Origin of the sequence: Flagellimonas aequoris (assembly GCF_003584165.1) — a bacterium.
Lineage (GTDB): Bacteria > Bacteroidota > Bacteroidia > Flavobacteriales > Flavobacteriaceae > Flagellimonas > Flagellimonas aequoris.
In genome coordinates, this window is record NZ_QXFJ01000030.1 from 72,279 (window position 1) to 97,319 (window position 25,041).

18 protein-coding genes are annotated in these 25,041 nt (G+C 44.6%); 14 read left to right on the forward strand and 4 right to left on the reverse strand.

Translation table 11 applies throughout. From position 1 onward, the window contains the following. Positions 1–50 precede the first annotated feature (50 nt). The gene (locus tag D2U88_RS13720; protein WP_119641125.1) at positions 51–269 is read right to left on the reverse strand and encodes a hypothetical protein; all 219 of its coding nucleotides are present in this window, start codon (positions 267–269) and stop codon (positions 51–53) included. A gap of 11 nt (positions 270–280) precedes the next feature. After that, positions 281–778 carry a DinB family protein gene (locus D2U88_RS13725; protein WP_119641126.1) on the reverse strand — a complete coding sequence of 166 codons (498 nt, stop codon included), beginning with the start codon at positions 776–778 and terminating at the stop codon, positions 281–283. A 252-nt stretch (positions 779–1,030) separates the two neighbouring features. On the opposite strand from D2U88_RS13725, the gene D2U88_RS13730 reads away from it, so the two are divergent. From D2U88_RS13730 to D2U88_RS13750, 5 genes are all read left to right on the forward strand, one after another. Next, on the forward strand, positions 1,031–1,993 hold the full coding sequence (locus D2U88_RS13730; protein WP_119641127.1) for a helix-turn-helix transcriptional regulator: 963 nt from the start codon (positions 1,031–1,033) through the stop codon (positions 1,991–1,993). A 78-nt stretch (positions 1,994–2,071) separates the two neighbouring features. Further along, on the forward strand, positions 2,072–2,926 hold the full coding sequence (locus tag D2U88_RS13735) for a methylated-DNA--[protein]-cysteine S-methyltransferase (RefSeq protein WP_119641128.1): 855 nt from the start codon (positions 2,072–2,074) through the stop codon (positions 2,924–2,926). 24 nt (positions 2,927–2,950) lie between these two features. Beyond that, a complete protein-coding gene (locus D2U88_RS13740; RefSeq protein WP_119641129.1) occupies positions 2,951–3,664 on the forward strand; it encodes a 2OG-Fe(II) oxygenase in 714 nt (237 codons plus the stop codon). 1 nt (position 3,665) lies between these two features. Next, positions 3,666–3,917 carry an Ada metal-binding domain-containing protein gene (locus D2U88_RS13745; RefSeq protein ID WP_119641130.1) on the forward strand — a complete coding sequence of 84 codons (252 nt, stop codon included), beginning with the start codon at positions 3,666–3,668 and terminating at the stop codon, positions 3,915–3,917. Next, positions 3,898–4,509 carry an alpha-ketoglutarate-dependent dioxygenase AlkB family protein gene (locus tag D2U88_RS13750; protein WP_119641131.1) on the forward strand — a complete coding sequence of 204 codons (612 nt, stop codon included), beginning with the start codon at positions 3,898–3,900 and terminating at the stop codon, positions 4,507–4,509. The genes D2U88_RS13745 and D2U88_RS13750 overlap by 20 nt, the downstream gene beginning before the upstream one ends. A gap of 9 nt (positions 4,510–4,518) precedes the next feature. Here D2U88_RS13750 and D2U88_RS13755 read toward each other — a convergent pair whose 3' ends face one another. Both D2U88_RS13755 and D2U88_RS13760 read right to left on the reverse strand, forming a co-directional pair. Further along, positions 4,519–6,069, reverse strand: coding sequence for a vanadium-dependent haloperoxidase (locus D2U88_RS13755; protein WP_235855790.1), 1,551 nt, complete (start codon positions 6,067–6,069; stop codon positions 4,519–4,521). Continuing rightward, a complete protein-coding gene (locus D2U88_RS13760) occupies positions 6,050–7,060 on the reverse strand; it encodes a transporter (protein WP_220473506.1) in 1,011 nt (336 codons plus the stop codon). The genes D2U88_RS13755 and D2U88_RS13760 overlap by 20 nt, the downstream gene beginning before the upstream one ends. Before the next feature lie 377 nt (positions 7,061–7,437). Here D2U88_RS13760 and D2U88_RS13765 point away from each other — a divergent pair, with 377 nt between their 5' ends. From D2U88_RS13765 to bglX, 9 genes are all read left to right on the forward strand, one after another. Continuing rightward, a complete protein-coding gene (locus tag D2U88_RS13765) occupies positions 7,438–10,191 on the forward strand; it encodes a LuxR C-terminal-related transcriptional regulator (RefSeq protein ID WP_119641132.1) in 2,754 nt (917 codons plus the stop codon). 232 nt (positions 10,192–10,423) lie between these two features. Next, positions 10,424–13,462 (forward strand): SusC/RagA family TonB-linked outer membrane protein, encoded by a 3,039-nt coding sequence (locus tag D2U88_RS13770; protein WP_119641133.1) that lies wholly within the window; start codon positions 10,424–10,426, stop codon positions 13,460–13,462. Between the two features lie 10 nt (positions 13,463–13,472). Then, complete coding sequence (locus D2U88_RS13775; protein ID WP_119641134.1) at positions 13,473–15,017, forward strand: RagB/SusD family nutrient uptake outer membrane protein; 1,545 nt, start codon at positions 13,473–13,475, stop codon at positions 15,015–15,017. 24 nt (positions 15,018–15,041) lie between these two features. After that, positions 15,042–17,414, forward strand: a complete 2,373-nt coding sequence (locus D2U88_RS13780; RefSeq protein ID WP_119641135.1) for a LamG-like jellyroll fold domain-containing protein — start codon at positions 15,042–15,044, stop codon at positions 17,412–17,414. A 40-nt stretch (positions 17,415–17,454) separates the two neighbouring features. Beyond that, a complete protein-coding gene (locus D2U88_RS13785; protein ID WP_119641136.1) occupies positions 17,455–18,822 on the forward strand; it encodes a glucoamylase family protein in 1,368 nt (455 codons plus the stop codon). Next, positions 18,812–20,185, forward strand: coding sequence for a glucoamylase family protein (locus D2U88_RS13790; RefSeq protein ID WP_182859187.1), 1,374 nt, complete (start codon positions 18,812–18,814; stop codon positions 20,183–20,185). Before D2U88_RS13785 ends, D2U88_RS13790 begins: the two co-directional genes overlap by 11 nt. 1 nt (position 20,186) lies before the next feature. Continuing rightward, the gene (locus D2U88_RS13795; RefSeq protein WP_119641137.1) at positions 20,187–20,975 is read left to right on the forward strand and encodes a carboxylesterase family protein; all 789 of its coding nucleotides are present in this window, start codon (positions 20,187–20,189) and stop codon (positions 20,973–20,975) included. Positions 20,976–20,979: 4 nt separating this feature from the next. Further along, the gene (locus tag D2U88_RS13800) at positions 20,980–22,749 is read left to right on the forward strand and encodes a discoidin domain-containing protein (protein WP_119641138.1); all 1,770 of its coding nucleotides are present in this window, start codon (positions 20,980–20,982) and stop codon (positions 22,747–22,749) included. A 24-nt stretch (positions 22,750–22,773) separates the two neighbouring features. Beyond that, positions 22,774–25,041 (forward strand): beta-glucosidase BglX, encoded by a 2,268-nt coding sequence (gene bglX / locus D2U88_RS13805; protein ID WP_119641139.1) that lies wholly within the window; start codon positions 22,774–22,776, stop codon positions 25,039–25,041.

A 25,041-nucleotide genomic window follows, 5' to 3' on the forward strand; every position in this document is an offset into this window, starting at 1 on the left:
GGTGGTTTTGGCCGTTTTCTTTTTCATCATTTGTGCTAGGGGAAGCATCTTCAATGGAGTTCTTCACAACTAAAGCCATTTTTTTCCAATAAGGTTGAAATTGTATGTGCCCGCACGTTCTGGGATTCGACCCGGAGAATGTTGTCACAATCCTCCAGGTCAAAATTCCACTGTCCGTTCTTGTTGATCAATTGGTTCAATAAAGGTTTCAATGCCCTAACATGGCCTTTGCCCAATACCGAAGTCTTAAATACCAAAACGGTCTTCATTGTCTTGTTTTTTATCGCTCGTAGAAAAATGGCGGTTCAATGTTCAAGGAACGCAGGTAAACATAAGCTTGCCCCCTGTGGTGGATCTCATTATCGATAAAATAGAAAATCGATGATTGAACGGTGCCTTCATACTGCCCGAAGAGTTTGATATACTCCTGAAAACGCTCTAAACCAATTTGGTTCCAGAGCTTGTTGATTTCTTCCGTGGATTCGTCCCACAGTTCCAAAACTTTGGCCTTACTGTGGCCAAAATCGCTTTTCTCCCTGAACTCCACTGTTTTTTTGCTCACGATTTCTTCCAGTCCCGGTACGGCAATGGCCAAAAGTTCAGCAACCATTTCGGAGAAGGGTCGCATACCTCCGATTTGATGCTCGAACAATTCTTTTTCGGGGAAGGCCTCAATGACCCTTCGGGTCAACCTTCGGTGTCCCTGCCAGTGCTCCAATAATTGTGCGGGTGAAATAACTTGATCCATTGTTTGCTGTGTTGCTGTTGTTTTTTCCATGATGTTGTATTTAAAGGATTTTAGAATTTGAATCAAAGGTAGAAGGGGGGTGTGACAGCCCTTTGTCAGTAGAAAAAAATGAGGTCGAAAAAAAATAATATTGACAAACTGTTGTCACTGTCCATAGGTAATATTGCTTGAAAATAAAGGATATACATAGCGTTGTCCTGTTTAAATCAATGAAAAATGAAAAGGAAATCATCTCATGGCTTTGGGCTTAAGTCCTATCTTTGGGAGATAGCCTACGCAATTATGGGAATGGATACCGTGAAACGTTTTGATAGGATTGTTGCCATCTTGATCCAGTTGCAGTCCAAAAAGATTGTAAAGGCCCAGGAATTGGCCGACCGCTTTGAAGTGAGCCTTCGCACCATTTACAGGGATATCCGCACTTTGGAGGCTTCCGGGGTACCCATAGCGAGTGAGGCAGGTATCGGTTATTCCATTATGGAAGGGTATCGTTTGCCACCTGTCATGTTCACCCGTGAAGAAGCTGGTAGTTTTGTGGCTGCCGAAAAGTTGATGCAAAAATTCACCGATAAATCACTCGGGGCGTATTATGAATCGGCCATGTTCAAGTTGAAATCCGTGCTCCGTGGCAGTGAAAAGGATTGGGTGGAAGCCTTGGAAAACCAAGTTTCCATAGTACCAGGACAGGAATTGTTCAACAAGGAGGTCCCGGATGCCCTTGAGATTTTGTTTGAAAGTATTGCAGAACGGAAACAGGTTTTTTTGCGATATGAATCCCTTCGGGAAGATGATCCCTCGGAACGGAAGATAGAACCTGTAGGCCTTTTCCATGAGAATGGCTATTGGTATATTTTGGGATATTGCCACTTGCGGATGGATTACCGTCATTTTAGAACGGATAGGATCCATCGGATCAAACGAACGCACGAACCTTTTGCCTTGGAACATGGCACCTTGGAAGAACACCGGGAAAAAAGGGAAAACGTGCAAAAGACCAAGGTGAAGATCTTGGTGGACAAGACCGTTGCCAAATACATCAGGAACGGGAAAAAATATTACGGATTTGTTTCTGAAAAAGCCACCGATAAAGGGGTGGAGATGACCTTTATGTCCATGGACATGAACAACGGTTTTGCCCGTTGGTACCTCATGTTTGCAGATTATGCCACTATTCTGGAACCCGAAGCTCTCAAACAACGTGTTGCCGATATCCTTCAGAAAAGCCAGGAAAGATTGTTGGGTTGATGAGGTTATTTAGGTTCGCAAGATTCGGGTTTTAAACCCTGGGATACGCACCTACATTTGCTCCAAACAATTTAGATCATGACAAGTCAAGCAGAATTCAACTACAACCGGATTGCCAAGGCAATTGCGTTTATTCAGGAGCATTTTCAGGAGCAACCCTCCTTGGGAGAGATTGCGGAGACCATACATGTAAGCCCTTATCATTTTCAGCGTTTGTTCACCGAATGGGCAGGGGTAAGCCCTAAAAAGTTTATGCAGTACATCAGTGTGGAACACGCCAAACAACTATTGAAACAAAAAGGGGCCACCTTGGCCGATGCCGCATGGGAAACCGGGTTTTCTGGTACGGGCAGGTTACACGATCTTTTTGTGGGCATTGAGGGGATGACCCCAGGGGAGTTCAAAAATGGGGGTGAAAATCTACATATCAATTACAGTTTTGCCGAAAGCCCATTTGGTAAAATGATTGTGGCCTCCACCGAAAAAGGTATTTGTCACATGTCTTTTATGGAGGATGCACAGCTGGCCTTTAACGAACTGAAATCCCGATTCCCCAATGCCCATTACCAGCAATTGCTGGACAAACATCAGCAAGATGGCTTGTTCATCTTCCAGCATGATTGGAGCAAATTGGATCAGATCAAACTGCATTTGAACGGTACCCCTTTCCAATTGAAAGTATGGGAAACTTTGCTCAAGATTCCCATGGGGAGTTTGGCCACCTATGGTGACATCGCTCAAAAGATAGAAAAACCAAATGCTTCAAGGGCAGTGGGGACTGCCCTAGGGAACAATCCCGTGGCATTCTTGATTCCTTGCCATCGTGTGATCCAATCCACTGGAAAAATAGGAGGCTATATGTGGGGTAATACCCGAAAAACGGCTATCATTGGCTGGGAAGCCGCACAGACCGAAACCCATCCAGAAGCTTAATCGGTATAATTAATCTGAATAAGTATGGACAGGATTTCAGAGCGAATCAAGCAACTGGATTGGGAAAACATTGGGGATGGTTTACACAACAAAGGGTATGGTTTGATATCGAACCTATTGGCCGATGCGGAAGTAGAGAGTTTGAAGAAGCTATATGATAAACCGGAAGGATACCGTAAAACGGTAGTGATGGAGCGCTACCGCTTCGGGTTGGGAGAATACAAGTATTTTGATTATCCCTTGCCGGAGATCATTCAAACGTTACGGACGGAACTTTATTCCCATTTGGCGCCAATAGCCAATCTTTGGATGGGAGCATTGAAAATGGACACTCGTTTTCCCAATGTACATCAACAATTATTGGAAGATTGCTGGCAAAACTATCAAACCAAACCAACACCGTTGATTTTGAAATATGGAGAAGGCGGATTCAACACCTTACACCGAGATTTATATGGCGAGGTTTATTTTCCCATGCAGGCTGTGCTATTTTTGAGCGAGCCTACAGTGGATTATGCTGGCGGGGAGTTTGTGTTGACCCAGCAAACGCCCAGGGCACAATCCAAGGCCATAGTTTTGCAGCCCAAAAAAGGGGATGTGCTACTATTCACTACGAATTTTAGACCGGTTCAAGGAAAAAATGGCTATTACCGTGTGAGCATGAAACATGGGGTAAGTGAACTGCATTGGGGAGAGCGCTATACCTTAGGAATCATTTTTCATGATGCCATCAGTTGAGATGCTACATCATGCAGGTTTAGGTGATGATGAAGTCAGAAGGAAGATCAAGTCTGGGAAAATCCGATATGGAGGCAACAGCAAGTTGAAGATTTATGGTACCTTGAAATGTAAATCGGGCAAACGGATGAAAAGGGAAAACCGTGTTTTCTTTGAATCTGAGAGTGAAGCCATAGCAATGGGGTATCGACCCTGCGGGCATTGTTTGCAAGGATTGTATAAAAAATGGAAGAATGGATTTGTTCAGCAATGAGGTGGACCACAGCCACAATTGGTTGCCAAAGGATGGCACAGTAAACTACTACGGCACCATCATGGATCTGGATGAAGCCAATGCATATTATCAACAATTGATGGAGACCATTGCTTGGGAAAATGATGTGGCCTTAATTTTCGGAAAACGCATCGTAACCAAACGGAAGGTGGCTTGGTATGGTGACCAACCTTTCGATTACACCTATTCCAACAACACCAAGAAGGCATTGCCTTGGACCAAAGAACTTTTGGAGCTGAAAAAACTATCCGAAAGGATCACTGGTGAAACGTTTAATTCTTGTCTGCTGAATTTGTACCATTCTGGAGAAGAAGGTATGGCATGGCATAGTGATGCCGAAAAGGAACTCAAGAAAAATGGGGCCATTGCCTCGATGAGTTTTGGAGCGGAACGAAAGTTTGCCTTCAAACACAAACAAACCCAGGAAAAAGTAGGTTTGGTGTTGGAACATGGCAGCCTTTTGGTGATGAAGGGCACAACACAGACCCATTGGTTACACCGACTGCCGCCCACCAAAATGATAAAGGCCCCAAGGGTGAATCTCACCTTCAGGGCCATTAATAGTCATTGAGTTTAGATTTTAATTATCCGCTCCGTCCGCTTTGGCTCGGTCAATGGTATATTGGGCAACCTCCCTTCCTTGATCTGTGCCCACGAAGGCATCAAAGCTCCAGTGAATGCCTCCATATACCCTCGAAATGGCAGCTTCTTCGGCCCATCCACGGACTTTGGCCGCCTCATCAGGAAAAATATAGGCCAAAACTTCAGATGCTGCCGCTGAAAACACACTGTGCCCGGATGTATAACTTGGAAAGTTCGGGGTACCCGCAATGGTCTCAAAATTCTCGATCATTTGTATTGGTCGCGGATAATGGTAATAGTACTTGGCATCCCAACAGCTGATCCCGGAATCCATGATGGCCATGTTCATATAGGCCAAGGTTCGTGTGGTCTGCAATGGGTTCAGCTGGTGTTCCACAATGATCTCATTGGCAATGCGGTTCCAGTGTCCGGGAGGGGTATAGGTGCCCAATCCGTCCTGCCAAAAATTAGCGATCCTTCGGTGCTCCTCGGTCATGTTACGGGCATAATCTTTGAGTAGTTGTACATCATCCAGAAACTCCTGTGAATCCAATTGTGGAGGAGCAATAGGGCGCACACTTTCCACATCAGCAATGCTCCACATGGTCACTTTTCCAAATAGAGGGGTAAGACCCACGGGACGTACTGGAATTTCCAAATTGTCCCATGCCCAGCCAAATCGGTCATAAGCTGCTTGCTTGATGGAATCCGAAACAGCCTTTGGGGTTTGGGCATTTTTCATCCCATCGTTGGCAGCCCTTGCCAATCCAGTGGCAGAAACGGCATCACCGATGACAAGTCCCGCATCAATATCGCTCATTACATATCCTCCGGAAAGCAAGAGACTTTCCAAGTTTTCATCTTCCATTTCCTGGAGATATTCCGCTTCAAGAGGGAACATCGCCGTCAAAATTTTTCGAGAGGCCCTTGCAATCACGGCTCCATCCGAAGGATAGGAGGGAATGTTGTTCTCCTCATAGGCGTACTTAATAGCTTCATCCAGTTGGTAGGGTGCTACCCTGTTATACTCGTATTTATAATGCCAAGCTGTGATGAGTCCATCAAATTGGGCCACGGACATGTAGGCAAGTGCCCTGCACGCATAAGGTGGGTGCGCAAAAGGGAAAGCTGGTGGGCCTTCAGGGTTGGCAGGATTGGGCAACGTATAGGTGCCATCGTCATTGGGACCAGGGATCAGGTTGTATTTGGCGATAAGCTCCAACGCGATCTCATTCCAGCGGATAGCCGGGTTATTGGTCCAATATTTTACAGCTTTTTTCTGCTCGGTGGTCATATTGGCCATGGCTTCCTTCACTTCTGCAAGCTCATCTTGATAAGCCTGTGAATCCGTTGCATCTGGTTCATCCACTGCAATGGAAGCACCGGAATCCTCCAAAACCGGAGTCCAATCCCCCCCATTTTCATTGAGCTCGGTAAAACTATAGCTTTCATAGGGCAGATATCTTGGGGTATCCTTTTCGCAGGAAACAAAAATGGCTAGGCCCAAAGCTAGGACTATGGTGATAATTTTATTGCGCATCTTTTTCATCAGTTTGTTTTTTGATTACGTTGAACTGGTAGGTGATCCCAAATCCGGTGTTGCTCAATTTTGGAGTGTTCCTTCCGTCCACCACTCGATTATGATAGGCGACGACACCCAACCCTTTTATCGATTTAAAGAAATATTGGGCAGATAACCCGATCCTGTCTGACTCGACCTTGTTTGTGGGTTGCGCTGCATTGTAGGCCCTAATATCATCCCCACTGGTGGAATTCAGGCTGAAATAGCTCAGCTCGAGTTTTAAAGAAGTATTGAAGAACCATTTTCCAAGGATTCCTTCGTAGGTCCAGGCGTTGGGAACATCCATCCAGGCAGTGTAGTAGCTTCCATTGTTGTAATAATAGTCGCGCTCCGCCTCGGTGTAACCTCTCCAAAGATGGGCCAATGCCGCACGTACATAAAATCCATTGTTCCATTGGTATTGTCCAATACCCCGGAGTGAAAATTCTGGTGCTCCAGACCCAATACTATATGGCCTATAATCCGAGAGATAATTGGTAAAGGGCGTGGAAAAACCGGCCGTAGCCAGCGCAGTAAGTTTGCCTCTCCCCAATGCTGTCTGTATGGCCCTATATTTTACCGCGAAGCCAATATCCTGAAAGCCTCGGGCCCCGGTAAATTTACCTCCATTGGGTTCTGAAGACTCTGTACTCACATAGGGGAGACTGATATAAAAGTTCAAATCGTCCAAAATACCGATGGCTGCCATGGGCATTATGGTATTCCGGTCAACTGTGGCCACTGTTTGGTTGGATCTAAGATAAGATCCTTCCCAGTATCTGTCAAAAGTACCCATGTCATAAGAGAACAGTACACAAACGTTTTTGGAACGCATCATTAATGCATCCGAAGGGGTCTGTGCTGAGAGCGAGTTTGGCAGGCAGAAGCCTACAAGTGCCAAAATAAAGGCACAGAATGTTGGGACTACCTTTTTTTTGTGCTTGGGGCACCGGTAGCGAAAATGCTTTGGAAATGTCATGTCAAAGTTTGGTTGAAAATTATAAGTGTTTAACAATCAGTTTTTTGGGGGAAATTTAGTTTGCGTGAAAAATCTTTCGAGGCTAAAATAGTTGTATGGAATACCAATTGGGATTAAGGTTTGGCCAAGAAGCATTATGAAAAAGGTAAACAGGTTGTGGAAGGATTAAGAAAGGTTAGGGAAAAGTAAATTTGATGCCCGATGACAATGCATTGGGTTAATAAAAACCAAACTTCCACATCAATTTTATGATAGGTGTTAGGTTTTTAGGCACAAAGCTTTCTGTTTTATCCAAAGAAAAAGATGTATTGCAATATGGTTAGTTTTGTATATTAAATGAAACAAAAGACCTTTGACCTAAGGCTAAACAGAACATAATGCTCAATAAGCTCGTTAGGATTATACTATTTTTTGTCCCTATATTCATTTTTGGTCAAAACCTGTTACCACCCATCTATAATTATAAGTTGTCGGAATATAAGGGGGCTAGTAAAAATTGGGATGTTTCGGCCAATGACAATGGGGAGTTGTTCGTGGCCAACAACAAGGGATTGCTCTATTACAATGGCGAGCAATGGACCCTCAACAAATTGCCAAATAATACCATTATAAGGTCCGTGGAATGTATTGGAGACAGGGTATACACGGGATCTTACGAAGAGTTTGGGTATTGGACCAAGAACGATATAGGGGAACTGGACTATACTTCGCTTACCTATTTGATCAAGGACCACACCTTTACCAGCGAGGAATTTTGGGAAATTTACCCTTCAAAAGATGGGAACGTACTGTTCCGCTCCTTCTCTGCGGTATATTGTTACAAAGGTGATAAAATCGTTGTGGTGGATCCACCACATGTGGTTTCCGACATCATCGAGTATAATGATAAATTGATAGTTGCCGGGGGTTCCTTAGGACTTTTTGAGGTAAAGGATAAGGAATTGGTACCACTTCCCGATCAAGAGCCTCTATTGGGAAAAACCGTGACCGATATGGTCGTTTTTCAAGGAAAATTGCTGGTGGGTACCAAATTGAACGGATGCTATCTGTTCGATGGAGAAAGGATACAGCCCTGGGACGGTAAGATCAATAACGAGCTCAAACTGCACCAATTGAACAAAATATCCCTATTGGGCAAAGACCAAATTGGTTTTGGATCTATTAAAAATGGGATTTATCTCTACAATACAAAAACAAAGAACTATCAGGTGCTTAACCGGGAAACGGGATTGGAAAACAACACCGTGCTGTCCATATTGTTGTTCAACGACCAGTTGTGGCTGGGGTTGGACAATGGGATTGCCCGTGTAAAACTCCACAACCCGATTACCTATTATACAGATTATTCCGGGACCTTGGGTATGGTCTATGATGTGGCAAACTATAAGGGAAGGTTGTATTTAGGGAGTAATACAGGGGTTTTCTATTTTGATGGCGGCTTGCTACGGTTCGTAAACGGTTCTCAAGACCATGTTTGGGATTTGGTAGAATTGGAAGGGGATTTGCTCTGCGGCCATAATACAGGAACATATAAGGTTACCGAAAATAGTTTTCAACAAATAAGTAATATTGCCGGAGGTTATGAGATTATCAAAGTGCCAGACCATGAATCCACCTATGTTCAAGGCACTTACAATGGATTGGCAAAATTTGAAAAGTTGGATAATGGGGAGTGGAGGATCCAAAAGATCCAAGGATTGGATTTCCCGGTAAAACAATTGTGTTTTGAAACGCCGAACATCTTATGGGTGGCCCATCCGTATAAAGGATATTACAGAATCCATTTTGATGACACCTATGACAACGTAAGCAGCATTCAACAGTTTGATCAAGAAAACGCGCCGAGCGAATACAATATAAAGATATACAACATCAAAAACCATATTGTGCTCAATAGTGAGGGCAATTGGTTCCGATACAATCCCATTGGCGATACCATTGTCCCGTTTGAAGAGTTCAAGAACTATAGGAACAAGGAACTTTTGTTCTTTGATGAGGACTATTATTGGTTCGTGGATTCGGAAAATGAAAAAGCCATCATCCATACCAATTTAAAAGGAGATAGTTTGGTCATTGCCGATGTTCCCTTAAGGGAAAGATTGGCGCCGGATTCCCAAAGTGTGATCAAAGTAAACGATAGTACTTCTTATATTACACTGACGGATGGATTCGCAAAGATCAATAATGAAAAGCTGGAGGATGAGACCGAAGAACAAGAGCTGCCAGCTCCCGATTTGATCGTATTGAAGGACCAAAGGAACACCTATCCGGCCAAAGCACAAGAAATTGAGGTTCCGAACCGGTTTTCACAATCCCTTACCATAGAAGTTGCATCCCCACAGTACATTTCGCCTCATTTCTTTTTTGAATTGAGCGGCCCAAAGCAATATTCAGAATACGTTGAGAATGGGTTTATCAATTTCCAGAACCTTCCTTTTGGTGACTATATTTTTAGAGTACATACAGTGGGTATGGGCAATGAACTGTCAGAGGCCAGTGTTCTGGAGTTCACCATAGCTCCACCCTGGTATTTTTCATGGGCAAGTTTATTGCTCTATGCAGCGTTGGGGGTTTTGGTAATTTTGATGGTAAGACGTTACAACCGCAAAAAACTGCTTCGCAAGCAAATGGAACTTCAGGAGCAAATGGAAAAAGAACAACGGGAACGTATGGCCAAACTGGAAAAAGAGGAATTGGCCAAAGAAGTCCGGTTAAAACAGAACGAATTGGCCAGTACCACCCTCAATATTGCTAAAAAGAATGAAATGATCCTGGAACTGAAGAATATGCTATTGGTGAACAAGGATAAGTTCTCCAATTCACAACGCTACAGGGCTTTCATCAAAAAGCTGAACAATTCCATAGAGGACACCGAGGATTGGAAACGGTTCGAGGTTAATTTCAAAGAGCTTCACGAAGATTTCTTTGAACGGCTTTTAAAAGCATATCCATCCTTGACCCCCAAGGACCTTAAACTTTGTGCTTATCTTAAAATGAATCTTTCCACCAAAGAAATTGCTCCACTTATGGCCATTTCGGTAAGGGGTGTGGAAATACATCGCTACAGGCTCAGAAAAAAGCTTGAAATTGACAGTACTGAAAACCTTTCCAACTTCCTGATCACTTTTTAGATTTGAGAAGCCCAAGCGTAGGGCCTGATTAGGGATCTAGTCACATTACATCATCACTACATCACTATGTTAATTTTTTTTACATCAAAGCGATGGATACTACTGCAAATACGGTGAAATAAGGCTTTTCAGAAGGTGGTGGAATGATGTATTTATTATGTATTCGGTCTGGAGCCCAGATACTTGCCTCTTTATTAATTTAGTAAAAATCTAACTCTATTTTTGCACAATTATGAAAATTAAAAGCAAACTATTGCTAATCTCGTTCTTGTTGTTTCAGGCGGTACTTTTCGCACAAAACAATACAACGATTTCGGGAACGGTGTACGATGATCAGGGGCAGCCGTTGCCTGGTGCCAACGTCGTTTTAAAAGGTACTACTACAGGTATCCAGACTGATTTTGATGGAAATTATACTTTGGACAATGTGCCCGGAGATGGAATTCTGGTGTTCAGTTACATCGGATTTACAACCCAGGAGGTGCCTATTAATAATCGAGCGACTATTGAGGTAACCTTACAACAGGACACCCAAAGCTTGGATGAAGTGGTGGTTGTAGGTTACGGTACGCAGAAGAAAGCGGACCTTACAGGTTCGATTGTGACCGTTGATTCGGAGCAAATCGAAAAGACACCATCGGCCAACCCCGTTCAATCCCTTCAGGGAAAAGTAGCGGGTGTACAGATTGTTACCACAGGTTCGCCTGGCGCTTCACCAACGGTTAGAGTACGTGGTCTGGGTACTTATTCAAATGCCACCAACATATTATATGTTGTGGATGGGATGTTCTATAGCAACATCGACTTTTTGAACCCCAACGATATTAAATCGATGAACGTATTGAAGGATGCCTCTTCCTCGGCTATCTATGGGGTAAGGGCTGCCAATGGGGTTATCATTATTGAGACCAAGTCTGGGGGTAAAAACAGGAAACCGCAGATTGAATATAATGGATATACTGGGGTACAACGAGCACAGAATGTGTTGAAGATGGCGAATGCCGAGCAATTTGTGACCATGGCGGTGGAATCAGGTTCCACTGCGGATGTACAGTTTGTACTCAATGCCATGCAGCGATATGGTAGGAGTCGTATCAACCCCAATGTTCCTGCGGTGAACACCGATTGGTACGATGAGATCATACGCGATGGGTTGATCCAAAACCATAGCTTGAGTGTAATGGGGGGAACAGACAATGTTTCCTATTCCATGGGAACCAACTATTTCTCCCAAGAAGGATTGCTCGATATGAAGAACGAGTACGAAAGGTTCAATATTAGATCAAAACTGGATATTGATGTTTTGGATAATGTGAAGGTTGGTGTAAATACGGTCTTCAGTAATGCCACACAATACACCCCGGAAGACTCCGCATGGTTCAAAGCGTATTTTGCGGTGCCCATTCTTCCGGTATTTGATGAACTGAACACGGATGCAACTCCTATTCAATATGCCAACGCCCAAGCTTTGGGCTACAGGGGAACCCAAAACCCTTTCCCGGATATGGAATACAACGAAAACAGGTTGAAAATACGCAAGTTGCTGGCTAACATTTACTTGCAGACTGACCTGATTAAGGACAAACTGACGTTCAAAACCACCTATAATGTAGACTATTCTGCTTTGGAGGAACGCTACGTGAACCTTCCTTATAACATGGGATATGGAGACCAACGCATTTCATCTATCAATAGAAAGCAGAACAACTACTACAACCAAATTTGGGACAATATCCTTACTTATAACGACACTTTTGCGGAAGACCATAATGTCACCATCATGGGTGGAGCATCTTATAGGGATGAGGCCGCGAACAGGTTTGAGGCAACAGGTAGCGATATTGTAGGAATCGATTATGATACCTCCCGTTATTTGGATTTTGCCGATCCCTTGTCTTTCAACAACAATGTGGAAGAAGAGAACAAAAGGATTTACGGACAGTCTTACTTTGGCCGATTGTCATACAACTATAAGGACAGATATCTTCTCTATGGTACGTTTAGGGCGGATAGATCCTCCAAGTTCACCCAAGAACAGTGGGGTTACTTCCCTTCCGTGGGTGCAGGTTGGGTGATTTCCCAGGAGCCCTTTATGAAAAATAACAATATTTTCGACTTCTTGAAGTTGAGGGCTGCATGGGGACGTTTGGGTAATGATAATGTAGCGGCCAGTGCAGGTGCCAATACCATTAGTAATACCACTGTGGACTTAGGCGATTCGCCTGTAACCGGTATTACGGCTACCAGCACCTATACGGATCTTACATGGGAAGTTGTTGAGGAAACAGATTTTGGTATCAACATGAGGACCTTTAACAATAGGTTGTCCTTAGAAGCGGACTACTATATCAGGGATACCAAAAATGCCATTATGCCAGTGTACATCCCTATTGCCAACGTTACGGTGAGCAGGAACTCCGGTGTGATCAGGAACTCAGGTGTAGAGGTTGCCTTGAATTGGAGCAACGATATTTCCCCGGATTTCAATTACACGGTTGGGGCCAACTTTACCACAGTAAAAAATGAGATCTTGGAACTAGAAGATCCTAAGGGCTATATAGATTCTGGTTCGGCAGAGTTCCGTCAAAGAACTATTGTAGGGGAACCTTTGTATGCCTTCTACGGCTACGAGACTACAGGGGTTTATCAGAATCAGGCACAGATAGATGCCGATCCAACCGCCCAGAGTGCTATAGCTGATGGCCAGGACATTCAACCCGGGTATTTGATTTACAAAGATAGAAACGGTGATGGATCCATTACCGATGATGATAGGACCGTGCTAGGATCTTTCTTGCCTAAGTTTACTTATGGGGGAAATGTCGGCATCAACTATAAGGATTTTGGTTTCTCCTTGAACTTCTACGGGCAAAGTGGTAACAAGATCTTGAATAGAAAACGCGGGGAGATCATCTTTACCAACGACACCAATATGGATGCCGATTTGGCCAAAAATCGTTGGCATGGGGAGGGAACCAGCAACAGCTACCCTTCTTCTGCAGGTCTTAGGGACGGTTGGAACCAAAAACTGAGCAATTTTTGGGTAGAGGATGGGGACTTTTTCAGAATCCAGAACATCCAATTGGCCTATACCTTAAGAGGAGAGAAACTAAAAGGTAATGCACCTGATTTCAAATTCACCCTTACCGCTGAAAGACCATTGACCTTGTTCAACTATAATGGATTCAACCCTGAGGTTTCAGATGGTGTGGACCGTCAGACCTATCCGGTACCAGCTATCTACACGGTAGGTGTTAATGTTAAACTGTAAAAAAATTGAAATGAAAAATAGTATAAACCCAGTATATAAATTGGTATTTGTCTTGATGGCCATGCTTTTTGTGCAGTCGTGCGATGACAAATTCAATGACATTGAAGGTCAGCTCAATGCGGATGACCTGGATTACTCCGCTACAGAAGACATGGTCCAGGCGTTGGTGGGAGCTTATAACGTATTGGCAACCCGTGGGTGGGAAGAACCATTGTTGCTTTCCGTACGTGGTGATGATGTGAATGCAGGAGGTTTGGGAGACCAACAACAATTTGCCGATACCGACAACTTTGTATATGACCAAGGATATTGGATGTATAACTCACTGTGGAACATACATTATGGTGATATCGTAAGTTTGAACACCGAGATCAGTCTTATTGAAAAATTCCAGGATTTTGCCTCTGAAGAAGGAAAAGCAACAGGAGACCAATATATTGCAGAGATCAAAGTGATGAGGGCTTGGCTGCATTTTAATTTGGCCAGGGTTTGGGGGGATGTATTCATCATCCAGACCAACCAACCTGATGCCGAAATTGCGGATGGTCCGGCATCCAAAAATGATGTGATGCAGTTCATCTCCGATCAAATGGATGAAGTGATTCCGTTACTGCCCAACATGAGACCCAACGAAAGGACCGATATTCCAGGAGGGATAACTAGATATACGGCCTATGCGTTAAAGGCATTGGCACATTTGGAAATGGAAGATTATCAAGGAGTGGCAGATGCCAGTGCGGCGATCATCAATTCCAACAAATTCTCTTTGTACCCGGATTATTATAGCTTGTTCAAAAAACCGGGGGAGTTGAGTGATGAAAGTTTATTGGAACTGCAATTCTCAGATTATGGTTCCAGTACAGGGGATACTTTTTATCACCTTTACGATCCCTTTGGACCTATTGGATGGACACCTGCAAGGGAAAACGCCGCTGGAGGTTGGGGGTTCTATGAGCCCAGTATGAAATTCATTAAGTTTATGTTGGACAGGGGGGAGACCGAGAGGTTGGAGACTAGTGTCCTTTGGACCGATAGGGGGATTGCTGAGCTTCAAACGGACCCAAACTATGCTACCTTACCTTCATTCGTATCCAATACGACCAGGGATGGGGATGTCTTCAACGATTATGCAAGGGCTCTGTTTGCTAGCGGAAAGCATTACTTACCATCCGTACAATTGACCGATGGTCGAAATCAGTACGCTGGTGGCAAGAACTTCATCGTGATTCGTTATGCTGAAATTCTTTTGATGTATGCCGAGGCGTTGACACGTGGAGCTTCCGGCTCCGGTATGACGGCAGATCAAGCCGTGAACCTGATCAGGGCCAGAGCCAATATGCCTGCAATTTCAGGAGTGTCTTCGGATGATGTAATGGACGAAAAATTTGCCGAACTGGGCATGGAGTGGGGTATTCGATTCTACGATATGATTCGTTTGGACAATTTCTCCGAGTTGAGCTATGATGGAAGGACATTCTCTGCCGACAAGCAGTTTTTACCTTACCCACAAGCTCAAGTGGATGCACTTCCAACCCTATCCGGAAGTACCGATTAACATTAACTAAATAAACAACACAAGATGAAATACGCAGTTAAATCCATATGGTTCCTTTTGGGTCTTCTGGTTGTTTCCTGTAACGAAGGGATCGACCCAATAACGGCGGTGGATGCCGGAGTGGACGAAACAGCCCCCCAGGTAACCATTACATATCCGACCGAAGGGGTGGAATTGATGCCCTTTGAGGAAGAGACATCCATTACTATAAAGTTTGAGGTAAAGGATGATATAGAAGTGTCCAATGTGAAAGTATCGATGGATGGTTCGCAAATAGCTTCCTTTAGCACGTTCAAGGATTACCGGATCGTACTTGAAGAAGTCACATATAATGGATTGGGGAACGGAGATCACAAGGTCACGGTGTCCGCAACCGATTTGGAAGGAAAGACTACAACACAGGAAGTCAATTTTGCCAAATTGGCACCTTATAGCCCTCAATTTGATGGCGAGGTATTCTACATGCCGTTCAATGGGGATTATATGGACTTCATCAGTTTTGAGGAAGCCGGCGAAGTGGGCAATCCAAGTTTTGCAGGTGGCGGTTTCTTAGGGGCCGATGCCTATATGGGGGCCACGGATTCCTATTTGACCTTCCCCATGGATAATTTAAAAAGCACCGAATTCAGTGCCGCATTCTGGTACAAGGTCGATCCCACACCAGATAGAGCAGGTATTTTGGTGGTTGGTGATGATGAAACCGACCGATTCCAAGGCTTCCGTTTGTTCCGCGAGGGCAATGCGGATGAACAACGTATTAAGCTGAATGTAGGTACAGGTGCTGGTGAAAGTTGGAATGATGGAGGGGTTATTGATGTTACTGCAGGGGAATGGGTTCATGTGGCCGTTTCCATATCACAAACTCAAAGTACTATCTATTTTAATGGAGTAGAAATGTTGACTTCAACATTATCAGCGCCGATTGACTGGACAGGTTGTGAAGAATTGGTAATCGGTTCCGGCGGGCCAACGTTCTCTTATTGGGACCATGGCTATGATGCCAGTGAGTTGGATGAACTCCGCATCTTCAACAAAGCTCTGACACAGAGCGATGTGCAGATTATGATCAATGCAGCCAATCCTTATGTGCCACAATACGACGGAGAATCGTTATATATGCCGTTCGATGGCGATTATATCGATTTGATAGGAAGTAAGGCGGCCTCAAAAGTCGGCTCCCCAGGATTCACCGATGATAGCCAAGTGGGCAATCAGGCCTATATGGGAGCATTGGATTCCTATATCAACTATCCTGCTGAAGGTTTGATGACCCCAGAGTTCAGTGGCGCTTTCTGGTATAAGGTCGATGCCAACCCAGATAGGGCAGGTATCATAACCATTGGTGATGATGAGGTTGATCGTTTCCAAGGATTTAGATTGTTCCGAGAGGGTGATGCCACTTCGCAACGCATCAAACTCAATGTGGGCACAGGTGCAGGCGAAAGTTGGAATGATGGCGGTTTGATCGATGTTGCCGCTGGTGAATGGGTCCATGTGGCCTTTACCATTGCCAGTGATAAGAGCACCATTTATTTTAATGGAGCGGAAGTATTGAGTTCTGCCATGTCCGCACCAATTGATTGGACAGGTTGTAACACCTTCACTATTGGAGCAGGAGGCCCTACATTCTCATATTGGGACCATCTTTCAGACTATAGTGCCATAGACGACCTTAGATTTTTCAGTAAGGCCTTATCCGCTTCGGAAGTTGCGGAAGTGTATGGAGGACAGGTAACGCCCAAAAACTTTGGATCCACATTATATCTGCCTTTTGATGGTACAAATATCGATGCGAACAACAATTTGGCACCAACCGTTGTGGGAACTCCGGGATTTGCAGGGGAGAGCAATGTAGGTAGTGACGCCTATGCAGGTGCCACGGATTCCTATCTGACCTTCCCGATAGATGGATTGTTCAGCAATCAATTCAGTGGGGCATTCTGGTACAAAGTCGATGCCAACCCAGATAGGGCAGGAATATTAACAGTAGGCCCACCTATGAACGGTGCTGACAATGATCTTACTTCTGGTTTCCGACTTTTCCGCGAAGGAGATGCCACTTCACAACGAATCAAGTTGCATGTGGGTACTGATGGTGGTGATGTCTGGAATGACGGTGAGGTTATTGATGTGACCGCTGGTGAATGGGTCCACATTGCCTTTACCGTGACCGACACGGCCACCCAGATTTATTTCAATGGGGAACCCGTAGCCAATATGGGCGATATGACTGGTAAAACCATTAGTTGGGCCAATTGTACCATCCTTTCTGTCGGATCCGGAGCTCCCAATTTCATTGGTTGGGGACATTTATCCGATTTAAGCTATATCGATGACCTATATCTGTTTGATAGAGCTTTGACACAAGAGGAAATTCAAGAAATCATGAACAAATAATGCTGTTACAAGCATTAACGATTTGAGTTAGTTAGTTTTTATGAGGTTAGTTTTAATTCCATTGGCCGTTGCATCCATGCTGATAGGGTGCAATGGCCATAAAACTGAAAAGGAAAAAGAATCAAGGACAAGTAAGGATACCATAGCGTACACTGATGAGGAGTTGATGGATTCTGTTCAGTACCAGACTTTTGAATATTTCTGGGATGGTGCGGAACCCATATCAGGATTGGCAAGGGAGCGCCTCCATATGGACAATGTTTACCCGAGCCATGATAAGGATATCATCACCACAGGTGGTTCAGGTTTTGGCCTGATGGCTATTTTGGTGGGGGTGGAACGCAAGTTCATTTCACGTGAACAAGCACTGGAACGTTATGAAAAAATCGTTGACTTCTTAGAGAAGGCTGATCGCTTCCATGGAGCTTGGCCCCACTGGATGGAACCTACAGGGAAAGTATCGCCATTCAGTCCCAAGGACAATGGTGGGGATTTGGTGGAAACGGCATTTTTGGTGCAAGGTCTTTTGGCTGTAAAGGAATATTTTAAGGACGGAAACGAACGCGAACAAGTCCTCGCAAAAAAGATTCAAGAGCTTTGGGAAGGTGTCGAGTGGGACTGGTACACCAAAGGTGGTCAGGATGTGCTCTATTGGCATTGGAGCCCGGAATATCAATGGGAAATGAACTTTCCTGTGGGAGGATACAACGAATGTCTCATCATGTATGTTTTGGCGGCTTCATCACCAACACACCCCATCAAAAAATCGGTTTACGAAAAGGGATGGGCTTTGGACGGAGAGATTGCTAAGGACACGGTGTATTATGGCCTGAAAACAGAATTGAACCATTACGAACATGATAAGGCTCCTGTTGGACCTTTGTTTTGGGCGCACTATTCCTATCTGGGCTTAGATCCAAAAGGATTGACCGATCAATATGCCGATTACTGGAAATTGAACGTGAACCATGCCATGATCCATTACAAATATGCTTTGGATAACCCAAAAGGGTACAAAGGCTATGGGAAAGATAGCTGGGGGTTGACCTCCAGTTATTCCATGAAAGGTTATGCGGGGCACAGACCTGGTGAAGACCTGGGGGTCATTTCGCCCACCGCTGCGTTATCATCCATGCCCTATACTCCGGAGGAGAGCAAACAATTTTTAAGACATCTGTATACACAACAAGATAGTTTGATCGGGAAATATGGGCCGTATGATGCCTTTAGCGAGCAAAACCATTGGTATTTGCCCAGATATTTGGCCATAGACCAAGGACCGATACCGGTCATGATAGAAAATTACCGAAGCGGTTTACTTTGGAAGTTGTTCATGGCGAATACAGATGTACAGAACGGACTTAAAAAATTAGGGTTTCAATCCCCCTTCTTAAAAAATGATGATTAAAAAAACTTTATACCTGTCTACTCTGTTGCTGCTGTTCATAGCATGTGGTGGAGGGGACGATTATACCTATATACCCACAACACCTGAAATTCCAGATGATGGCTCCAACGAGGTGCCTACCATAAGTGACGGTGATTTGCTAGACTTGGTTCAAGAGGAAACCTTTAAATACTTCTGGGATTATGCCGAAACGAATTCTGGCGGGGCCAGGGAACGGTATCATCCCAATGACCCAGGTCTCAATGCCGAAGTGGTTACCTCTGGCGGTACAGGTTTTGGTCTAATGGCCATTTTGGTGGGTATCGAACGCGGATTCATTACCCGAAGCGAAGCTGTGGACCGATTGACCACTCTTTTGGATTTTTTGGAAAATGCAGATCGTTTTCACGGAGCTTGGTCCCATTGGATCAATGGCTCAACCGGGGCCGTTATCCCATTTAGTAGTATGGATAATGGTGGGGACCTTGTGGAAACCGCATTTCTGACACAAGGGTTGATCTGTGTGAAGGAATATTTCAAAAACGGTTCCGATGCAGAAAAGGCATTGGCCCAACAAGCGGACGATCTCTGGAAAGGCGTGGAATGGAACTGGTATACACAGGACCAAAATGTTTTGTATTGGCATTGGAGCCCCAATTTTGGGTTCGACATCAACCTGCAATTAAAAGGCTATAATGAGGTATTGATTACCTACATTTTGGCAGCGGCATCACCCGATTTCAGTATTGAAAAACCTGTATACACTAATGGTTGGGCGTCTGGTGGCGGGATAAAATCCGCAAATACCCAATATGGTTTTCCCCTTTTGGTGAAACATAATGGTAACGAACAATTTGGTGGACCCTTATTCTGGGCCCACTATTCCTATTTGGGACTCAATCCCAAAACCCTTTCGGATGAATATGTGGATTATTGGGATGTCAACGTAAACCATTCCAAGATCAATTACACCTATTGTGTTACCAATCCAAAAGGTTTTGAGGATTATGGGGAAGATTGCTGGGGATTGACCGCCAGTTATTCTAGGAACAATGATGGAAGCTTGGGATATAATGCCCACAGCCCTGCCAACGATACGGGTGTCATTTCGCCAACGGCGGCTATCAGTTCAATTCCGTACACGCCTGAAGAATCTTTGAAGGCAATGCATTATTTTTATAAAAATAAAGATAAACTTTTAGGTCCCGCTGGATTTTATGATGCCTTCAGTCCCGAGTATAACTATTGGGTGGCCGAGGCCTATTTGGCCATAGACCAAGGTCCTCAGATCATCATGATTGAAAATTATCGATCGGGTTTACTTTGGAACTTGTTCATGGGCAACGAAGATGTGAAAGCAGGACTTGTAAAACTCGGATTTTGATATGAAAAAACAGGCAGTGTTCCTTTTGATGCTGTTGGTGTGCGGTTTTGCTTCCGCCCAATGGCAATCCAAGTATGAGGAAAAAAAGCTCGTACAAGGAAACGATACCTTAAGGTATCGGATCATGTACCCAAAAAATTTCAAGGAAACGGAAAAATACCCGGTCATTTTGTTTTTGCACGGTGCTGGGGAAAGGGGTAATGACAACCAAAGTCAGTTGGTGCATGGGGGAAAATTGTTCGCAACGGACTACCTTCAAGAAAGGTATCCGGCCATCGTGATATTTCCACAATGTCCTAAAGAAAGTTATTGGTCCAATGTGGATGTGGATCGAAGCACCTATCCTATCCATCTGAATTTCAAATACGACCAAGGACCGACTACACCTTTAAAAATGGTAATGGATTTGTTGGACAGTACCATCCAACAACCATATTCCGATGGCAATCAAGTTTATTTGATGGGACTTTCCATGGGCGGTATGGGTACGTTCGAACTCTTGAGTAGAAAACCGGATACTTTCGCGGCAGCCATTCCTATTTGTGGGGGAGGTGACCCCAATTCAGTTTCCAGTTATGCCAAAAACACTCCTTTGTGGGTTTTTCATGGGGCGCAGGACAATGTAGTAAACCCATTGCAGTCCATAGAAATGGTTTCGGCCTTGCTTAAGGCAGGAGCGTATCCAAAGTTCACCATCTACGATTTTGCCAACCACGGCAGCTGGGATCCCGCATTTGCAGAGCCAGAACTCTTACCATGGCTGTTTTCACACAAAAAGCAAAATCAATAACCAAATGGGGTCAAGAGCACTTTTAGGTTCTATATGTGCCGTGTTTTTGGCCTTATCACCTTTGTTGGTCAAGGCACAGCAAAAAACCTATTGTAATCCTATCAATATTGATTATGGGTATACCCCGATTCCCAATTTTGCCACCCATGGCAAGCATCGGGCCACGGCGGATCCCGTGATTGTCACTTTTAAGAACAAATACTTTCTTTTCTCTACCAACCAATGGGGGTATTGGTGGAGTGATGATATGTATGATTGGAAATTTATCCCAAGAAAATTTCTTCGAGAACGCAACAAGGTTTACGACGAACTTTGTGCCCCGGCAGCTTTTGTGATGAAGGATGAGCTGTATTTGATCGGTTCTACCCACGGGCCCGCTTTTTCCTTATGGAAGAGCAAGGACCCTACCACTGACAATTGGGAAATTGCCGTGGATTCGTTAAAAGTGGGGGCTTGGGATCCTGGATTTTTATATGAGGAGGATACCGATAAACTATATTTGTACTGGGGCTCCAGTAATGTGTTTCCTATTTTGGGAACAGAGATCAACACCAAGACCCTGCAGTCAGAAGGTTATGTGAAACCCTTGATTTCCTTGGTTCCTGAAGACCATGGATGGGAACGTTTTGGGGAATATAACGACAATACCTTTTTACAACCCTTCATGGAAGGTGCTTGGATGACCAAGCATAACGGCAAATACTACTTGCAGTATGGAGGACCCGGTACCGAATTTAGTGGTTATGGCGATGGGGTATATGTTAGCGATCAACCTTTGGATGGATTTGCCTACCAAGAACACAATCCGTTTTCCTACAAGCCTGGAGGTTTTGCCAGAGGAGCGGGTCATGGGGCCACTTATCAGGATACGTATGGAAATTGGTGGCATGTTTCCACCATGATCATCAACCAAAAGAACAGTTTTGAGCGCCGAATAGGGATTTGGCCGGCTGGGTTTGATGAAGAGGATGTGATGTATTGCAATACGGCCTATGGCGATTACCCAACCTATCTTCCTCAAGAAAATGCAGATCATGTTAAGGGCCTTTTCACCGGCTGGATGGTGTTGAACTATAACAAACCCGTTCAAACTTCTTCTACTTTAGGAGGATATCAACCCAATTATGCGGTGGATGAGGACATGAAGACCTATTGGAGTGCCAAAACCGGAAATAAAGGGGAGTGGTTTCAGACCGATTTGGGTGAAGTTTCCAACATCCACGCTATTCAGGTGAACTATGCCGACCAGGATGCCGAATTTCTGGGAAAATCCGAAGGAGTTTATCATCAATACAAGATTTACAGTTCCAATGATGGGAAAAAATGGAGCCTTTTGGTGGATAAAAGCAAGAACCAGACCGATGTGCCCCATGACTATATCGAATTGAAACAACCGGCCAAAGCACGATTCCTGAAAATGGAAAATATCAAAATGCCTACGGGCAAGTTTGCACTTAGCGGTTTTAGGGTGTTCGGAAAGGGGACGGGAGAGAAACCAAAACCTGTGGAAGATTTTATAGTGCTAAGGTCTGACCCTAAAAAGTTTGGGGAACGCAGAAATTCATGGCTTCGATGGAAACAGAACGATTTGGCCGATGGCTACGTCATCTATTTTGGCAAGTCTCCTGACAAACTCTACGGAAGTATCATGGTCTATGGGAAAAACGAATATTATTTTTCGGGAATGGACCGAACGGATGCCTATTATTTTCAGATTGAAGCATTTAACAACAATGGGATTTCGGAACGGACACCCATTGTCAAATCAGAATAAATACCACAACAAAACAACCTGATCATGTACTATAAAAAATTACTTTTCGCCGTAATGGCACTAACCTTTGGTGCTATCAGTGCCCAACAAAGGATTCCAGAAGTGGAGGCACTCTTACAAAAAATGACCTTGGAGGAAAAAATAGGTCAGCTGAACCTTTTGACACCAGGCGGAGGTGTGGCCACTGGCGAAGTAGTGAGCAAAAATGTGGAGGCCAAGATCAAGGCCGGGGAAGTGGGTGGCCTTTTCGGGGTGGCCGGACCAGACAAGGTACGAGTGGCCCAAGAACTCGCCGTTAAAAAAAGTCGATTGGGTATCCCGTTGCTGATTGGTTCTGATGTGATCCATGGCTATAAGACCACCTATCCTATCCCTTTGGGATTAGCTTCCAGTTGGGATATGGATTTGGTACAACAGGCGGCCCAAATGGCAGCAAAGGAGGCCACTGCAGACGGTATCAATTGGAACTTTTCACCTATGGTGGATATTGCCCGCGACCCGCGTTGGGGAAGGATTGCCGAAGGTGCCGGCGAGGATCCTTATTTGGGGTCCAGGATTGCCGAAGCATCCATAAAAGGATATCAAGGCGATGATTTGGCCGCAGCCCATACCATGTTGGCCTGTGTGAAACACTTTGCCCTTTATGGAGCAGCAGAAGCTGGTCGCGATTATCATTCTGTGGATATGAGCAAAATCAAGATGTTCAACCAATACCTGCCACCGTACAAAGCGGCTGTGGATGCAGGAGTGGCCAGTGTCATGAGCTCTTTCAACGATGTGGATGGTATTCCTGCCACGGGAAATAAATGGTTGTTGACCGATTTGCTTCGAGATAAATGGGGATTCAATGGATTTGTGGTTTCCGATTACACCTCTCTAAACGAAATGATTCCACACGGTTTAGGTGACTTGCAAGCAGTGTCAGCTTTGGCCTTGAATGCAGGGTTGGATATGGATATGGTAGGGGAAGGCTTCCTGACCACCTTGAAGAAATCCTTGGAAGAAGGAAAAGTGACCGAAGAAGCAATTACCAACGCCTGCAGAAGAATTTTGGAGGCCAAGTACATTTCAGGACTTTTTGAGGACCCCTATCGTTATTTGGACAGCAAACGTCCTGCAAAGGATATTTTAACCAAGGAAAATAGGGCACTGGCCCGCACGTTGGCTGCCCATTCCTTTGTACTGTTGAAAAATGAAAACAATATTTTACCCCTTCAAAAAAATAAAAAGATTGCCTTGGTAGGGCCATTGGCAGACAGCCGAAACAACATGCTCGGAACCTGGGCACCCACTGGTGATGTGAGTTTGGCCGTTACCATATTGGAAGGGTTCAAGAACGTGGCTCCAAATGCTACTATTCAATATGCAAAAGGTGCCAATATTTCTGATGATGAGGAATTTGCCAAACACGTGAATGTATTTGGGCCGAGGATAGAAATTGATGAGCGTTCCCCAGAAGTGATGGTGGACGAGGCCGTGGAATTGGCAAAGAACGCTGATGTAGTGGTAGCCGTTGTGGGAGAAGCTACGGAAATGACAGGTGAAGCGGCCAGCCGCACCGATATTTCAATTCCCGAAAGCCAGAAAATATTGATCCGTGCCTTAGTGGCGACCGGAAAACCTGTTGCCTTGGTATTGATGAGCGGTAGACCTTTGACCATCCCCGATGAATTGGGATTGCCTGTGGCCATTCTTCAAGTGTGGCACCCAGGGGTAGAAGCTGGAAACGCCATTGCCGATGTGGTTTTTGGCGATTACAACCCCTCTGGAAAACTAACGGTTACCTGGCCAAGAAATGTGGGGCAAATCCCCATTTACTACAGTGCCAAGAATACCGGTAGGCCTGCCCCTGAAAATGACGAGTTCCAAAAATTCAGATCTAACTACCTAGATTCCCCCAACTCTCCTTTATTACCTTTCGGGTATGGGTTGAGTTATACCAACTTTGAATATTCCAATCTTAAATTGGATAAAGCCAGCATAGGTCAGGGTGAATCGATTTCGGCAACCGTAACCGTGACCAACACTGGAAACTATGATGGGGAAGAAGTGGTGCAGTTGTATTTGAGGGATGTGGTAAGAAGCATAACCCCGCCAAAACGCGAGTTGAAAGGATTCCGAAAGATATTGTTGAAAAAAGGGGAGAGTAAGGAAGTGACCATCACCTTGTCTCCTGATGATTTGAAATTTTACAACAGTCAATTGGACTTTGTGGCAGAGCCTGGTGAGTTTGTAGTATTTGTCGGGACCAATTCCGATGCCCAGCTTTCAAAATCGTTTGTATTGAATTAA

Bases quoted from the DNA above. Each gene is read 5' to 3' on its own strand.
- D2U88_RS13720 (WP_119641125.1), bottom strand. From the start codon at position 269: ATGAAGACCGTTTTGGTATTTAAGACTTCGGTATTGGGCAAAGGCCAT.
- D2U88_RS13725 (WP_119641126.1), bottom strand. From the start codon at position 778: ATGGAAAAAACAACAGCAACACAGCAAACAATGGATCAAGTTATTTCA.
- D2U88_RS13730 (WP_119641127.1), top strand. From the start codon at position 1,031: ATGGGAATGGATACCGTGAAACGTTTTGATAGGATTGTTGCCATCTTG.
- D2U88_RS13735 (WP_119641128.1), top strand. From the start codon at position 2,072: ATGACAAGTCAAGCAGAATTCAACTACAACCGGATTGCCAAGGCAATT.
- D2U88_RS13740 (WP_119641129.1), top strand. From the start codon at position 2,951: ATGGACAGGATTTCAGAGCGAATCAAGCAACTGGATTGGGAAAACATT.
- D2U88_RS13745 (WP_119641130.1), top strand. From the start codon at position 3,666: ATGCTACATCATGCAGGTTTAGGTGATGATGAAGTCAGAAGGAAGATC.
- D2U88_RS13750 (WP_119641131.1), top strand. From the start codon at position 3,898: ATGGATTTGTTCAGCAATGAGGTGGACCACAGCCACAATTGGTTGCCA.
- D2U88_RS13755 (WP_235855790.1), bottom strand. From the start codon at position 6,069: ATGAAAAAGATGCGCAATAAAATTATCACCATAGTCCTAGCTTTGGGC.
- D2U88_RS13760 (WP_220473506.1), bottom strand. From the start codon at position 7,060: ATGACATTTCCAAAGCATTTTCGCTACCGGTGCCCCAAGCACAAAAAA.
- D2U88_RS13765 (WP_119641132.1), top strand. From the start codon at position 7,438: ATGCTCAATAAGCTCGTTAGGATTATACTATTTTTTGTCCCTATATTC.
- D2U88_RS13770 (WP_119641133.1), top strand. From the start codon at position 10,424: ATGAAAATTAAAAGCAAACTATTGCTAATCTCGTTCTTGTTGTTTCAG.
- D2U88_RS13775 (WP_119641134.1), top strand. From the start codon at position 13,473: ATGAAAAATAGTATAAACCCAGTATATAAATTGGTATTTGTCTTGATG.
- D2U88_RS13780 (WP_119641135.1), top strand. From the start codon at position 15,042: ATGAAATACGCAGTTAAATCCATATGGTTCCTTTTGGGTCTTCTGGTT.
- D2U88_RS13785 (WP_119641136.1), top strand. From the start codon at position 17,455: ATGAGGTTAGTTTTAATTCCATTGGCCGTTGCATCCATGCTGATAGGG.
- D2U88_RS13790 (WP_182859187.1), top strand. From the start codon at position 18,812: ATGATGATTAAAAAAACTTTATACCTGTCTACTCTGTTGCTGCTGTTC.
- D2U88_RS13795 (WP_119641137.1), top strand. From the start codon at position 20,187: ATGAAAAAACAGGCAGTGTTCCTTTTGATGCTGTTGGTGTGCGGTTTT.
- D2U88_RS13800 (WP_119641138.1), top strand. From the start codon at position 20,980: ATGGGGTCAAGAGCACTTTTAGGTTCTATATGTGCCGTGTTTTTGGCC.
- bglX (WP_119641139.1), top strand. From the start codon at position 22,774: ATGTACTATAAAAAATTACTTTTCGCCGTAATGGCACTAACCTTTGGT.